The organism is Acidimicrobiia bacterium, assembly GCA_030584185.1.
In the GTDB taxonomy this organism is placed as follows: domain Bacteria; phylum Actinomycetota; class Acidimicrobiia; order Spongiisociales; family UBA11373.
Genome location: CP129495.1, coordinates 1908780 through 1922928 on the forward strand (window position 1 = coordinate 1908780; position 14149 = coordinate 1922928).

Annotated in this window: 12 protein-coding genes; 7 read left to right on the plus strand and 5 right to left on the minus strand. The window is 69.2% G+C overall.

Going from position 1 to position 14149, the window contains the following annotated elements; genetic code table 11:
* Nucleotides 1–89 precede the first annotated feature (89 nt).
* Genes QY307_09890 through QY307_09905 form a run of 4 tightly spaced genes read left to right on the plus strand, consistent with a single transcriptional unit; the run spans nucleotide 90 to nucleotide 2426 of the window.
* Nucleotides 90–560 carry a hypothetical protein gene (locus QY307_09890; GenBank protein ID WKZ82378.1) on the plus strand — a complete coding sequence of 157 codons (471 nt, stop codon included), beginning with the start codon at nucleotides 90–92 and terminating at the stop codon, nucleotides 558–560.
* Complete coding sequence (locus QY307_09895; GenBank protein WKZ82379.1) at nucleotides 560–1033, plus strand: hypothetical protein; 474 nt, start codon at nucleotides 560–562, stop codon at nucleotides 1031–1033. The genes QY307_09890 and QY307_09895 overlap by 1 nt, the downstream gene beginning before the upstream one ends.
* A 27-nt stretch (nucleotides 1034–1060) precedes the next feature.
* A complete protein-coding gene (locus tag QY307_09900; protein ID WKZ82380.1) occupies nucleotides 1061–1387 on the plus strand; it encodes a hypothetical protein in 327 nt (108 codons plus the stop codon).
* 10 nt (nucleotides 1388–1397) lie between these two features.
* Complete coding sequence (locus QY307_09905) at nucleotides 1398–2426, plus strand: hypothetical protein (GenBank protein WKZ82381.1); 1029 nt, start codon at nucleotides 1398–1400, stop codon at nucleotides 2424–2426.
* Here QY307_09905 and QY307_09910 read toward each other — a convergent pair.
* A complete protein-coding gene (locus tag QY307_09910) occupies nucleotides 2423–5950 on the minus strand; it encodes an AAA family ATPase (protein ID WKZ82382.1) in 3528 nt (1175 codons plus the stop codon). The genes QY307_09905 and QY307_09910 overlap by 4 nt on opposite strands.
* A gap of 11 nt (nucleotides 5951–5961) precedes the next feature.
* Nucleotides 5962–7281 carry a PQQ-dependent sugar dehydrogenase gene (locus QY307_09915; GenBank protein ID WKZ82383.1) on the minus strand — a complete coding sequence of 440 codons (1320 nt, stop codon included), beginning with the start codon at nucleotides 7279–7281 and terminating at the stop codon, nucleotides 5962–5964.
* Nucleotides 7282–7408: 127 nt separating this feature from the next.
* Here QY307_09915 and QY307_09920 point away from each other — a divergent pair, with 127 nt between their 5' ends.
* Nucleotides 7409–8998 carry an LCP family protein gene (locus QY307_09920; GenBank protein WKZ82384.1) on the plus strand — a complete coding sequence of 530 codons (1590 nt, stop codon included), beginning with the start codon at nucleotides 7409–7411 and terminating at the stop codon, nucleotides 8996–8998.
* A gap of 10 nt (nucleotides 8999–9008) precedes the next feature.
* Here QY307_09920 and QY307_09925 read toward each other — a convergent pair whose 3' ends face one another.
* Complete coding sequence (locus tag QY307_09925) at nucleotides 9009–10703, minus strand: NAD-dependent malic enzyme (protein ID WKZ82385.1); 1695 nt, start codon at nucleotides 10701–10703, stop codon at nucleotides 9009–9011.
* Complete coding sequence (locus tag QY307_09930) at nucleotides 10700–11650, minus strand: hypothetical protein (GenBank protein WKZ82386.1); 951 nt, start codon at nucleotides 11648–11650, stop codon at nucleotides 10700–10702. The genes QY307_09925 and QY307_09930 overlap by 4 nt, the downstream gene beginning before the upstream one ends.
* Before the next feature lie 87 nt (nucleotides 11651–11737).
* Between QY307_09930 and QY307_09935 the strand changes: the two genes are divergently transcribed.
* Both QY307_09935 and QY307_09940 read left to right on the plus strand, forming a co-directional pair.
* The gene (locus QY307_09935) at nucleotides 11738–12910 is read left to right on the plus strand and encodes a hypothetical protein (protein ID WKZ82387.1); all 1173 of its coding nucleotides are present in this window, start codon (nucleotides 11738–11740) and stop codon (nucleotides 12908–12910) included.
* Nucleotides 12907–13449 (plus strand): hypothetical protein, encoded by a 543-nt coding sequence (locus tag QY307_09940; protein WKZ82388.1) that lies wholly within the window; start codon nucleotides 12907–12909, stop codon nucleotides 13447–13449. The genes QY307_09935 and QY307_09940 overlap by 4 nt, the downstream gene beginning before the upstream one ends.
* Here QY307_09940 and QY307_09945 read toward each other — a convergent pair.
* Nucleotides 13446–14075: a TetR-like C-terminal domain-containing protein gene (locus QY307_09945; GenBank protein ID WKZ82389.1), complete on the minus strand. Its 630-nt coding sequence runs from the start codon at nucleotides 14073–14075 to the stop codon at nucleotides 13446–13448. The genes QY307_09940 and QY307_09945 overlap by 4 nt on opposite strands.
* Nucleotides 14076–14149 lie beyond the last annotated feature (74 nt).

Below are 14149 nucleotides of genomic sequence, written 5' to 3' on the forward strand. Positions count from 1 at the left end.
CACCGGGTGGTCAGCGGCCGGCATCCGTCGACCGGAGTATGGGCAATCGGCCCTATTCAGGAGGCGGGGCCGTTGCTGAACTCGTCGGCGTGTTCGTCCAGTACTACGGAATGGTCGAGAGACCCTTCGCCGAGGTCGAAGCCGACCTGGTGGCGCTCGGCGACGGGCTCGACAGGTCGGCCGACGTCGCCTACCGCCGCGGGGAGGACCTCGTGGCGCGTGTTGGCGGGTCGGGGATCGCCAAGACCGTCCTACTCGACATGGGCTCACCCAACCGGGGCGAGGCTTCCACCTCGATCCCGCTCGTCTGGTGGGCCACCGGCACGCCAGCCCTGTTCCCCACGATGGAGGCCGAGCTCACCGTCGCCCCGATGGGCGACAACCTCACCCAGGTGCTCTTCCAAGGGACCTACAAGCCGCCGCTGGGGGCGGTTGGCCGCGCCATCGATCGTGCGGTGCTGCATCGCTTTGCCGAGATGAGCGTCAAGGACTTCGTGGATCGCGTGGTCGGCCTACTCTCGGGTGGCGTGAGTGAAGTCGAGGCCGGCCCCCCGGGGTGATGGGGTCGCCGTCCGTCGATCCGTCGCTGCCTTACCGGCGTGTGCAGCGGGCGCGATGGCCGTTGCTGATCATGGTTCCCTCGTCGGGCTTGTCCTTGGCCCTGGGCGTGTTCGGGTCCGATGTCCCATGGGTGGTGCGATCGGCGGCCGTAGCCTTCGCGCTCGTACTGGCGTGGATGGCGGTCACCTTCACCGTGCTCACAGTCGAGGTCGACGGCCGCATCGAGGTGCGTTTCGGTGGCGGCTGGCCGCGACGCAGCGTCTCGCTGGACTCGGTGATGGCTGCCGACACGGTGAGAAATCGCTGGTGGTACGGCTGGGGAATCAGGTACATGGGTGCGGGGTGGCTGTGGAACGTCTCCGGATTGGATGCGGTGCGCCTCGAACTTGACACCGGCCGAGAGCTGCGGATCGGCACCGATGACCCTCAGGGGCTCCTCAAGGCGGTGCGCCGGGCGTGCGGCCTCGGTTAGCGCATCGCTCGACGCTACGGTGGATGCATGACGAGCAACGACGACCTTCGACCCTTCGAGCGACGCGTCCTCGCCATGCGCGACGCCGGGCACGACATCGCCGACATCGCCGCCGCATTCAAGCGGAGCGCGGGCCACATCGAGCGGGTGCTGCGCTGGGTGCACATTCCGCGCTCGGCAGATGCCGAGCGGCGATACCCCAAGGCCTTCGAGGACCGGGTGCTCGCCTGGCGAGCCGCCGGAGAGCCGTACGACGCCATCGCAAGGCGGTTTCGCGCATCGCCCGGATTCATCAGGCGGGTGGAGGGCATGGCCCATTACCGGCGTGCCCTGAGGCTGCTCACCTCGGGATGACGGCCCGGCGGTGAGAGGCCGGGTACGACCGGCGGGGGTCACCGCTGCAGTCCTCCTGGTGCTCCTGTCCGGATGTGTCGGGTCTCCTTCGACCCCGACGGAGATCACCGGCGTCGCCGTGTCGGCCCCACCACGGGCCGCAGGACCCCTCAGGGGATTCTCACTGTCGCCGAGAGACTTCGGTGCCGAAGGCCTTGTCGGATTCTTCGACACCGCCGCCGCGCATGCCGATCTGATCGAACACGTCGCCGACGCCCTGGAGTGGGAGGAGGCGCCCGGCTCGGCTCTCGCCGTCGTCCACGCCTTGGCCGAGGAGCGCGGCGATCTGGTGGTGAGTGTCGGGGGCACATTTCATACCTCCGACGGGACCCTCTTGCGGCCCATCGATCAGGAGGTCTTCGATCGATACGTCGCCGCTGCCGCTCGGTACGCCGCAGCCCATCGGCCGCCGTTCCTCGGATTCGGCGTCGAGGTGGACACGCTGTGGCGTGTCGATCCTGACGGGTTCGATCGGTTCGTCGACCTGTTCGCCGCCGTCGCGACGGCGGTCGCCGATGTTTCGCCGGAGACGCTCGTCTTTCCTGTGTTCCAACTGGAGCGGCTGTCGGGACTCCAAGGGGGTCTGTTCGGCGGAACCAACGACACCGAAGCGGCTGCCTGGGATCTGATCGACATGTTCCCCGATGCCGGCGTGATCGGGTTCACGTCGTATCCCGGCTTGGTGTTCGCCGAACCCGAGGACGTTCCCGACGACTACTACACCCGCCTCGGCGAGCTCGCCGGCGGCAGACCTGTGGTGATCACGGAGTTGGGATGGCAGTCGGGCGGGAGCCTCGGCGAACACTCGGGGTCTCCCGACCTGCAGCATCGTTTCGTGAGCCGGTTGCCCGACCTGCTGCCGGCTCCCGAGATGGCCTTCTACGTGTGGTCTTTCCTGTACGACCAGGATGCACCACAGCCTTTCGGATCGATGGGGATGATCTCCAGGCAGGGCTCGGAGCGCCCCGCATGGCGGGAGTGGGTGGAGCAGCGGCCCTAGGGATTGCGCCGGAGGAGCCGGCGGCACCGTTCCACCTCGTCCACCGCCCCGATTCGTTCGAAGAAGGAGCAGGTGGCATCGAGGTCGACGGTCGCTCCGGTCTCCGCCAGGGTCAGGGCGGTCCTCTCCGACTCCCAGGCGTCGCCGAGCCTGGCGAAACCCTCTCTCGCCCGGGTCAGAAGTGTCCGCCCGCCGGTGGCATCGCCGGCGGCCACCGAGGCGAGGCCCTCCAGACGATCGGCGTATGCATGGAGTGCCCGCATCCCATAGGCCTGTCCGGCGGCCCTCGCCTCGGCGATCGCCTCGTCGGCATGCGTCCACTGGCGTCGGGCGGCGATCAGGTCGCAGCGGAGCGCCAGCCGGTCACCCTCGCGGCGCACCTGGGCGGGAGGCACCGGGATCACCATCTCCGCCACGGAGTCGAACTCCCCCCGTCGCAGGAAGATGGGTCCCACCTGGCGGCACCACAGCGCCTGAGGGTGGGGATGGGTCGCCGACAGATAGGTGGTGCGCCAGGTCTCGGTGAGCACGTCGAGAAGGCGGTCCGCCTGGCTTCGCCTCCCTCTGAACTCGGCGACCATTGCGGCGGCTGCGTACAACCGGGCGACTATCAGCGGCGGCCGGGAGCGGCGCTCGTCGTCGAGGAGCGACTGGGCGGTCTTGAGCGCTTCGGCGACACCGTCCCAGTCTCCCGTGTGGACGCGCGCCTGGGCGGCCCAGGAAAGAGTGCGGAGTGCCACGTTGGGGGCCTCGTCGATGGTTCGGGCAAAACCCCGATCGGCACGGCTCACCGCCTCGGCGTACTCGCCGAGGTCGAAGGCGAGGGCGGCGGCCATGGCGTACGTGTCGCCGACTTCATATGGATCGGATACGGCGTCGGCGAGTGCCAGCCTCCTCTCCACCAGATCGGCAGCCTGCTGGATTCGCCCGGTGGCGAGCGCCAGGTTCATCGAGGCGTCCAGCGCGGCCGACTCTGCGTGGGGCAGGCCGAGCCGCACCGCCATCTCCCGGGCCTGCCGTGCCGCCGCCTCTGCCTCGGCGATCGAGACATCACCGGTTCCGTCGGCGATGGCCAGCGGGATGAAGGCGACGGCGGTGAGGAGGGCCGATAGGGCCTCGCTGTCGGCGGTGCCGGCGTTGGCAAGGCCCAGCCTCACCATGTCGCCCACCTCTTTGGCCGGCGGCTTCTTGCGCATCGTTCCGGCCCAGCGCAGAGGAGACTCGACGGTGGCGGCCGCCAGGCGCGCCAGAACGGCCGGGTCGGGCGCCTGCAGCCTGCGGTACGCCTCCACCGCCCTGGTGAGCGAGTCCCAGGCGGCGTCGCCGTCGTTGTCTGCGAGGTGGGTCAGACCCATCTGTTCCATGGCCCGCCATTGGTCGTCCGAGCCCCCGGCGATCTGCTGTGCCTGCCGGGCCAACTCCAGGGAACGGCCGAAGGCGGCCCGCTCCCGGGCGCGGGCCGAAGCGGCCACCAGTCGCGTCACTGCCAGGGTGCGCAGTCGGGCGACCTCGCCTGGAGGGAAGCCTTCGGTCGCCTCGGCAGCGAGCAGGGCGCTCGCCGTGTGATGGGCCAGCCGTTCGGAGAAGTCGGGGCGGTCGAGCGAGACACTCTGCTCCAGCCACTCGGCCATGGCACCATGAAGGCGGGCGAGATCGCCGCGTGAGAGGCGGCCGTAGGCGGTCTCGCCGATGAGGCTGTGCTGGAAGAGGTACTCCGGCTCACCCGGGAGCGAAGAACGCAGGCTCGCCCTGACCAGGTGAAGCTCCTCGAGCCGCCCCAGTGAAGCGGCCACCTCGTCGGGGGTAAGCCCGGTGAGATGGGCGACCGCTGCCGGCCAGAAGAAGCGGCCCATGATCGAAGCCGCTCTGAGCACCCGCCGCTCTTGGGGCCCGAGCAGGTCGATGCGGGCGGCGATCACCCCCTGGATCGTGGCCGGCAGCTCAGGCTCGTGGTCGTGGGCGGCGTCGCGATGGTGAGCCACCAGCTGTCGGACCAGTTCCTCGAGGAAGAATGGGTTGCCGTCGGCGCGGTCGGCAACCTGGTCGGCGTCGCGCGCCGGGAGGTGGGCATCGACCAGCAATCGGGTGGCGAGCTTGCGGGCGTCTTCGGGCTCCAGCGGCGGGACCAATACGGTCTCGACCGCCCCTTCCGACCACCGCGCGTACCGGGTGAGCACCTCGGGTCGGGCCGGCGTCAGCAGCAGCAGCGGCCCGCTCCCGCGACGGACGACGTGCTCCAGCAGGTCGATGAGGGCGTCCCCGGCCCAGTGGACGTCCTCGATCACCACCAGGAGGGGCCCGTCGTCGGCGATCGCCGAGAAGAGGCTGCGCCAGGTCGAGCGCAGCTGCTCCCGCAGGCGTCTCGGAGAGACTGTGGGGTCCGGTTCGGCGAGGCCGGCCAACGCCAGCAGGACATCCACCGACGGCTCCTCGTCCCCCGGCTCTCGCGACCGATCCAGTATCTGCTCGAGACGGGTTCGAGTGGACTCGGGGTCGGTGGTGGCGGTGGCACCCACCAGATCGCCGAGCACGTCGGCGAGCGGGCGGTAGGCGACGTCTTCGCCGTAGGGGAGGCAGCGGCCGGTGAGTGTGGTGACAGTGGGGTCGCCCCCCATCGCCCAGTCGACGAACTCGCGCACCAGTCGGCTCTTCCCCACACCCGGGTCGCCCACGATCACCACGTGGTGTGGCTTGCCCTCCGCGGTCACGCGTTTGAAGGCGCCACGCAGTGCCTCCAGCGCCTCGCCGCGCCCCAGGAACGGGCCATGGAGCGCCAGGCGCGGATGGTCGACCTCTCCGGACACCCGGTAGGCGTGGACCGGGCGCGCCCTTCCCCTGACGTCCACCACCCCGAGGTCGTCGAACCGGAACCGGGGGGCGGACCGTGCCGTGCGCTCCGAGACCACGATCTCGCCGGGGCGCGCCATCTCCTGGAGACGGGCGGCGACGTTGAGCACATCGCCGGCGAGCGTGCCCAGGTCGGGGTCGGAAGATATCGGCGCCAAGAGGTCTCCTGTGTTGATGCCGACCCTGGCCGCGATCTCCACATCGAAGCGTCTGCCCAAACCACGGTTCACTTCCCCGAGGCGCTCCAGGATCGCCTGCGCCGCCCGTAGCGCCCGGTCGGGATCGTCGTCGTGTGCGGAAGGCAGTCCGAACACCCCGAGCACGCCGTCGCCGATGAACGCCCCCACCGACCCTTCTCGCTCGTGCACCTCCACCCGTACCGCTTCGTGGAGCGCCCCCACCACCGCCGCCAGATTCTCGGCGTCGAGCGACTCGGCGAGGGCCGTCGAGCCGACCAGATCCACATAGATGGCGGTCACCAGTCGGTGCTCGACGCCGGCCGCGGCCCCCCTGCGGGGAGCGCCGCAGGTGGGGCAGATCCGGTCGCCGGGGGTGAGCAGTGTCCCGCACAAGGCGCAGACCAGCTGCAGGGCTGCGCCGCACGCCCGGCAGTAGCGATCACCCTCCTCGCGGGGCGCGCCGCAGGCCGGACAGGTCGGCAGCGGATCCAGGGCCATTGCGCCCCGCCTCAGCGCACCGGTACCAGGCGAGCGAGCGTGCCGTTGGAGGTCACGAACAGAAGCTCACCGTCGGCGTCGACCCCGAAGGAGGCGAGCTGGCCCACGTTGCCCAGGTCGCCGCTCCAGTCGGTGATCTCGCCGGCCACACCTTCCTCGAGACGGAACGAGCGGATCCAGCCGTTGCACCAGTCTCCGAAGAAGTAGTGGCCGATCAGCTCGGGGATGGCGGTGCCGCGGTACACGTATCCACCCGACACCGAACACCCCTCCTCGTGGCTGTACTGAGCCACCGGCATCACCATGCCCGCCGTCGTGCAGCCCGTGGCCGGCGACCAGCACGAGCGTCCCTCCATCTCGGGCCATCCGAAGTTGTAGCCGACAGGCTCCAGGGCCACGGCGTTGACCTCCTCCCAAGTGCTCTGACCCACGTCGGCGACGTACATCGTGTTCTCGGGGGTGTCGATGGTGAAGCGCCACGGGTTGCGCAGGCCGATCGCCCACACCTCGGGAGCACCGCTGCCATCGGCCCACGGGTTGTCGGGTGGCGTGCCGTATGGGGTGCCCGAATCGACGTCGATGCGCATGATCACCCCGAGGAGGATGTCGGGGTCCTGCGGGTTGACGTCGTACTGGCCGTTGTCGCCGGAGGCGATGTACAGGTACCCGTCGGGCCCGAACTGCATCATCCCTGCGTTGTGACGCAGCCCGTTGGCGAGCCGGTCGATCTCCATGATCCGGTTCTCGGAGGCGAGGTCGGGCAGGCCATCGGGACCCATCAGGTACTCGACGACGGCGGAGTCGTGCTCCACGTCGGTGTAGTAGATGAAGAAGCGGCGGTTGGTCTCGAAGTCGGGATGGAACGCCATCCCCAGCAGCCCGAGCTCGATTCCCTTGTCGGCGTTCGTCTTGGAGATTATGTCCAGGAACGGGCTCACCGCACCGGTCTCGGGATCGACTGCGCGAATCGTCCCCCGGCGTTCCAGGACGTAGATGGTTTCCGAGCCGGGTGCCACCACGGCGAAGGTCGGGGCGGCCAGTTGGTCGGTGATGATCTCGGCGGCCAGGCCCTGCAGCGGCTGGCCGGGCAGGGGCACGCTGGCCGAGGTGGTTGTCTCCCCGGCAAGGGTGGTGCCCGGATCACCGGCCTGGGTGGTGTCGGTGCCGGAGGGCTGCGTGGTGGTCGATGCGGTGGCTTCGTCCGTTGCGAACGGATCCTGGGTGAGCATGAACCATGTCAAGAGGGAGATCGAGACGACGATGGCGACCCAGTAGGGCAGGTTGGGTCCCGAGAACACCGAAGGCGGTCGCCGGTAGGTCACGGGCGGCATTCTCCCATCCTTCGGAGGCGGAGCGCATGTTTGCGGCGGCGGCGTCCGCTGGAGGTGCCGCGACTGCGGCGACGGAACCATCGGTAGCCTGGGAGCGTCACAGCGACATGGGGTGCAGGTCCTGGCTATGAAAAGCGAAGCCGGTCCGATCGCAGCCGATGGCACCCCGGGATGGAAGATCCTCGTGGGCTCCATCCTGTCGATCCTCGTTCCCGGCGCCGGCCACTTCCTGGTGGGAAGGCGTCGGCGCGCCCTGGTGTTCTTCGCCGCCGATCTCGTGGTGATCGCCTTCGCCGTCTGGCTGTGGCGCAAGGGCGAGATCGGCCTGGTCCGGTTGCTGGTGCAGCCGAGATGGGTGCGCGCCGTCGTCGCCGGGAACCTGCTCCTGGGCTTGTGGCGACTCGTTGCCGTGGTCGACCTCCTCATCCTGGAGCGGCCCCCGATGAGGATCCTGGCAGTCGTTCCCCTGGGGTCACTGCTGGCGCTGGTGCTGGTGGTGCCCCACCTGCTGGTCATGACCCGGGCGCTCTCCCTGCTCGGGGTTTTGGAGACCGTCTTCCCGTCGCAGGCCGTGGTGACCGAGGCGTTCGAGCGGTATCGGCCGCCCCAGACCACGACGACCACGACCGAACCCATGACGACCACCCGCCCCACCATCCCCGGGCTGCCACCCGAGATCGAGCCCTTCGAGCCCACCGAGCAGCTGGTCGGGCTCGAAGGGCCCGGCCGGGAGCTCGCCGCCGAGCTCGGCACCAACCGGGTGACGGTCCTTCTCGCCGGCGGCGACGCCGGACCGGGAAGGGGCGGATTGAGAACCGACACGATGATCGTGGCATCGATCGATCTCCAGACCGGTAGGGGCGTGCTGATCACGATCTCGCGTGAGATCACCGGGGTGCCACTGCCGCCGTTCCTGCGCACCTCTCAGGGGATCCTCGAACGCCAACAGAGCATCTTCGACCTGGCCAAGGCGGCCGAGGAGGGCGGCTACTCGAAGGCCACCGATCCTCTGCCCGAGGAGTTCGACCCCTGCTGCTGGCTGGATCGGATCAACGCCATCTATCCGTTCACCAGGGAGTACACCCGGACCTATCCCAACACCTCCCGGCCCGGGATGGCGGCGCTGCGCGACACCCTCTCCTACGCACTCGGGGTACCGATCCATTACTACGTCCTGGTGGACATGGCCGGGTTCGTCGACCTCGTCGATGCCCTCGGGGGAGTCTCGGTCACATCGCGTGAGTCGATGCACGTTCGCATGTCGCCCGCCAAGGAGGGGGACGAGGAGATCGTCATCGAGATCTCGCCCGGCCGGTACCGGTTCGACGGGCGCACCGCCCTCGCCTACGTGCGCAATCGCACCGACAGCAACGACATCGTTCGCACGCGGCGGCAGCGTTGCTTCGTGAGAGAGGTCGTCGGTCAGATGGACCTGAAGACGGTGATCATTCGCTTCGACCGGATCGCCTCGGCGATCCAACGCCACACCCGGACCGACATTCCCGTCGAGATCCTTCCCGACCTGGTACAGGTGGTGGCCGAGATGGACCGCAGCAACATCGGGACCGCCGCCATCCAGCCCGGCTACTACGCCGACAAGGTCGACTATCGGGGCCTTCCGGTGTTCAACCAGCAGCGGGTGAAGGCGGAGGTGAAACGGCTCATGGAGGGTCGATCGTCGTCCCCGACCGCCATCGACGGTTCGGAGTGCGGATAGGCCGGCCTGCTCAGGCGGGGCGGTAGGGGAGGTACACCGGGTCCCACATGGCCCGGTCCACCGATCGTTCCGGGTCGGAGAGCGCCGGCGCCACCCCGTCTTCGGTCGCCTGCTCGGCCACCGCCAGGGCGACCGTGCGCGAGACCTGGCGGACGTCCGTCATCGACGGGTAGAGGGCGCCCGCCTTGGATCGCTCCCTGGAGACCGAATCCGCCAGCGCTCGGGCGGCGGCGAGCAGCATGCCGTCGGTGATGCTCCGGGCCCGGGCGACGATCGCTCCCAGACCGAGTCCGGGGAACACGAACACGTTGTTCGCCTGCCCCACCAGGCGCTCGTCGGAGCCGGAGCCGACAGAAGGGAACGGGCTGCCGGTCGCCACCAGGCACCTTCCATCCGACCAGCGGATCACCGCTTCGGGGGTCGCCTCTACCGAGGCCGTCGGGTTGGACAGCGGCATCACCACCGGGTGCCGGTGGGCGGCCGCCATGTCGCGGATCATCTCCTCGGTGAAGGTTCCCGGCCTTCCGGTGACGCCGATGAGCACCGACGGGCCGTGATTGCGGACCACCGTCGCCAGGTCGAGGCGGCCCCGTGTCGTGTCCCATCCCGAGACCAGAGCCGGGTCGGCCGCCACCTCCACCTTGTGCTCCCGGGCCTCGCCGGCCATCACCAGGCCGTTGCTGTCGGTGACGAGGATGCGGCTGCGGGCCTCTGCCTCGCCGAGGCCGTCGCTCACCATCGCGCTACGCAGCAGCATTGCGATTCCGGCCCCTGCCGAACCGGCGCCGGCGACGACGACTCGCTGGTCGCGCAGCCGGGCCCGCTGCAGCCGCATGGCGACGTGGAGCCCCCCCACCACCATCGCCGCCGTTCCCTGGATGTCGTCGTTGAACGACGGAATCGTCTGGCGATGGGCCTCGAGGTGACGGAAGGATGTCTGGTTGCCGAAGTCCTCCCACTGCAGGATGGCTCCGGGGTAGACGGTTCGCACGGCATCCACGAGCTCGTCCACCAGATCCCAGTAGGCGTCGCCCCGAAGCCGGGGAGCGCGATACCCCAGGTACAGGGGGTCGTCGAGCAGCTCGGCGTTGTCGGTGCCCACATCGAGTGACACCGGCAGGCACAGCGAGGGGTGGATGCCTGCTGCCGCCGAGTACAGCGCCAGCTTCCCGATCGGGATCCCCATCCCGCCCGCTCCCTGATCCCCGATCCCGAGGATCCTCTCGTTGTCGGTGACCACGATCACGGCCGCTTCCGGCATCTGGTAGTTGAGCAACAGGCGCTCCACGTCGCCGCGATCGTCGGGCGTCACATACAGCCCGCGCGCCCTCCTGAAGATCCGACTCCAGTGACGGCAGGCCTCGGCCACGGTGGGCGTGTAGATGATCGGCACCGTCGCCTCGACGTGGTCGAGCAGCAGCCGGTGGAACAGGATCTCGTTGCGGTCGTGGAGCCCGGCGAGGTAGATGTGGCGTTGCAGGTCGTCGGCCTTGTCGGTGAGCTGATCGAGGGTTCGCTCCACCTGCTCCTCCAGGGTCGACACGTGGCGCGGCAACAACCCGGCCAGTCCCAGCGAGTGTCGTTCGGCATCGGTGAAGGCGGTCCCCTTGTTGAGGAGCGGCTCCTCGAGGAGCGCCCGGCCGCGCTGCACGACCGGGAGATACGGCTGTCCGGTGACCGAGTCGAACGCTGGTTGGTACCTCACGCAACCCCTTCCACGAGCCGCCCGAGAGCATCGGCCAGGCCGTCATGGACCATGGTCACGGCATCCGGGTCCCACGAGGACGGATCGTCGCGCAGGAACGAGGTGCGGTCCACACGGTTGTCGAAGCGAGCGATCGGGATCAAGAAGGTGTCGTCCCCTGATGCGATGGCGATGGTGCCCGGTACCGGCGACGTCTCTTGCAGCCAGTTCATGTCGTCCATCCCGTAGTCGAGCAGCATCACCTCTTCGGGTACCCCGTGGTGGAGGATCGAGGCGTCCCCCTCCGCGCCGGGCAGAGCGCGCTCTCGATTGCGGCGCCGACTCTCTTCGGGTGTCACCCATACGTACAGGATCGATGCGCGGCCGAGGGCCTCGGGACCGAGAATCGGCAACGAGTGGGCGTATCCCAGCGGAGCGGGGAGCGGGGGGCGGGCGCCGTGTGGTCCGCCCCGTGCGAGCTCGACGATCGTGGTCGCCCCGTCCGAGCCGTCCGGTCCGAGTCGGGGAAGGTTCGCCGTCAGCACTGCTGCCTCCGGGGCGATGGCCTCTGCCAGTTCCGGCCCTCCTCGGAGCTCGGGATCGTCGATCCCGACAGCCTGGCGGGCGGCGGTCAGCCGCCGGATCAGGTGCTCTGGCTCCCGGCGATGAGGGGCATCGTCGGTGAGCGAGGCGATGTCCTCTCCGATGAGGCGGGTGAGGGTCAGCCAATCCCTGCGGTCGCGAAAGGACGAATCGGGATCGTCGAAGAAGGCGGGCTCGTGGCCGAGGCGTCGCTGCTCTTCGGAGATGCGTCGCATCAGGTGCACGTAGGGGTAGTCGTCCACCTGCACGGTCGGTCCCAGGTAGAGCTCCGCGCAACGATCGGGTCCGAGGTGTTCCAGGTAACGGCGAATCTCCGACTTCCCGGATGCGGGAAGGGCGAGCATCAGGAGCAGGTCGATGGTCACGCCCCACATGTTCCCACGCCGACCGGGTGTCGGCTCCGCCTAGATTCTGCGGGCCGTGTCCGACACGATTCGAAGAGGAGAGCGAAGGTGATCGTCGGTCGCCGCCTGTTCGCCAGGGTGTCCGTGCTCCTCGTCGGAGCCTTGATTCTCCGGGTGGCGGTGGTCCCCGCCGAGGTGTGCCCTCCGGTCACGGTGGAGGCGGTGCGCGGTTCGGCCGAGGCAGCGGTGGCCTGGCTGGCCGGGAACCAGGCGGTCGATGGGCGCTTCGTCTACGGCTATGACCGCTCCGGCGACGTGGTCAACGGGGACTACAACGCGGCGCGTCACGGCGGAGTCGTGATGTCGCTGTACCAGGCCTACGACGCCCTCGGCTCGGAAGAGGCCCTGGAGGCAGCCGATCGAGGCGTCGACTTCGCCCTTGGCGACATCCTGGAGGTGGACGACTGGCTCGCATGGAACCCGCTGGGAAGGGTGCCCGTGGGGCCCAACTCTCTGCTGCTCGCCGCCTTGGCCTTGCGCCGGATGGCCACCGGCGATCCCGTCCACGACGACCTGATGCGGGGAGTGGGGAGGTTCCTGCTGGTGCAGCAGCAGCCCGATGGCAGCGTGTTCGACTCGTGGGACCACGCCGAGCAGGCGCCCTGGCCGACCTACTCGCTGTATTCGACGGGGGAGGCGGCCTGGGCGCTGGCCCTTCTCGACCGGGCTTTTCCCGGCGAGGGCTGGGGCGAGGCGGCGGCGCGCACCGTCGATCACATGGCCACCTCCCGTGATCGGGTCGAAGGGCGGATCACCCGGCTTCCCGATCACTGGGCTGCCTACACCCTGGCCGACCTCGATCCCTCGCTGCTCAACGGCGTTCGGGTCGACTACGCCAGGAGGCTCGCCGGCTACTTCGGGATTCGCCTCCGGTTCGAGGCTCAGCGGCGAGGAGAGGGGATCAACCTCCTTCTGCGCTGGTATCCGGGACCGCCTGCCGGGGTCGGCACCGCCGCCGAGGGCATCGGTGCCCTCTGGCGGCTGGCCCGCTCCGACGCCCGCCTCGCCGATCTGCTCCCCAACGTCGAGACCCGGATGCTGTGCACGGCAGGAATCATGGTGCTGCGTCAGGTGGGGTCGCAGGAGGCGCTCGCCTGGGATCGGCCGGAACTGGTGGCAGGCGCCTGGTTCTACCGTGACTACACACAGATGGACGATCAGCAGCATGTGCTCTCGGGTCTCTTGGCGGTGCTGCCCCTGCTGGAGGAGGAATCGAGGTGAGTGGAGCCCTGCTCGTGTTGCTCGTGGTGGCGGCGGTCAACCCGCCTCGCACTCGCATCGCTCTTCCCGACCAGTTGGGCGGGCCGGCAGCCGGCGTCGGCCTCGGGCTCTCGGTTGCGGTGGTGGCGGCGATCGCCGCTTCGTCCGGAACTGTGCTCGACATCCTTGAGATCTCCCCGGAGACCTTCCTCATCGCCACCGGCCTGGTGGCGGTGATAGCCGGGACGGTGATGTCCTTCTCGCCGGAGCCGCGGGTCGAGCCCCCACTCGCCGGCTGGCGCGTCGGCGTCTGGCCTGTGGCGTTTCCTCTGCTGCTCAGCCCTCAGGTGTTGCTGCTGGCCGTCGCCCTTCCCGGGCAGGTGGGTGTGTGGGCGACCGTGGTCGCCCACGCCGTGGCCTTCGGGCTGGCGATCGGGCTGGCGCTCTTCCCGGGTCGGGATCTCGGCAGGCGGCTGCTCGCATCCCTCGGGGTGGCGCTCGGAGCAGTGCTGGTGGTGGGGGGCATCTGGGCGATGATCGAGGGAATCCGGGACGTCTAGTCGGCCCGGATCGACGCCCAAACCCACTCGAACAGCCTGGCCGAGTACCCGGGAGCGACCTCCCCGGAGTGGAGGGCGCGCATCAGGATCGGTCCGGTGAGGAGGTCCACCACCAGGTCGGGATCGACTCCGCCACGAACCAGGCCGAGTCGTCGGCCCTCCTTGATCGCCTCGGCGGCGAGCAACCGTCGCGGCCTGGTCACTGCGGTCCGAAACGCCTCGATCAGTTCGGGATGCCTGGACATCTCCACCATCAGGGTTCCGATGACCCCGAGCCCGATCCCCTCGATCAGGGCGCGTTGGAACCGTTCACACATCTCCCGCAGCAAGGACTCCGGGTCATCGCCTCTCGGTGGCTCGATTCCGGCCAGCCGCACCACCAAGGCTGCGGCGGCAAGCGACGCCTTGTCCGGGTACAGCCGGTACAGGGTGGCCTTACCGACGCCGGCTGCCGCTGCGACCGCCTCGACCGACATGCGGGCGTACCCCGCCTCGCGTAGGGACCGGTAGGCGGCGTCGAGGATCATCCGATCGGTGTCGGCATCTCCCGGCCGCCCGGGGCGCCGGCCGGGATCTCTCGGCGCTCCATGACCGTCGCCTGTCTCCGCATTCGGGCTGAGGCTCATCGAGTCTCCGGGTGCAGGTTGGGAGGGATGACGGATCGTAACCAGGCGTCTGCGCCGGATGCCCTCGGGGCGGG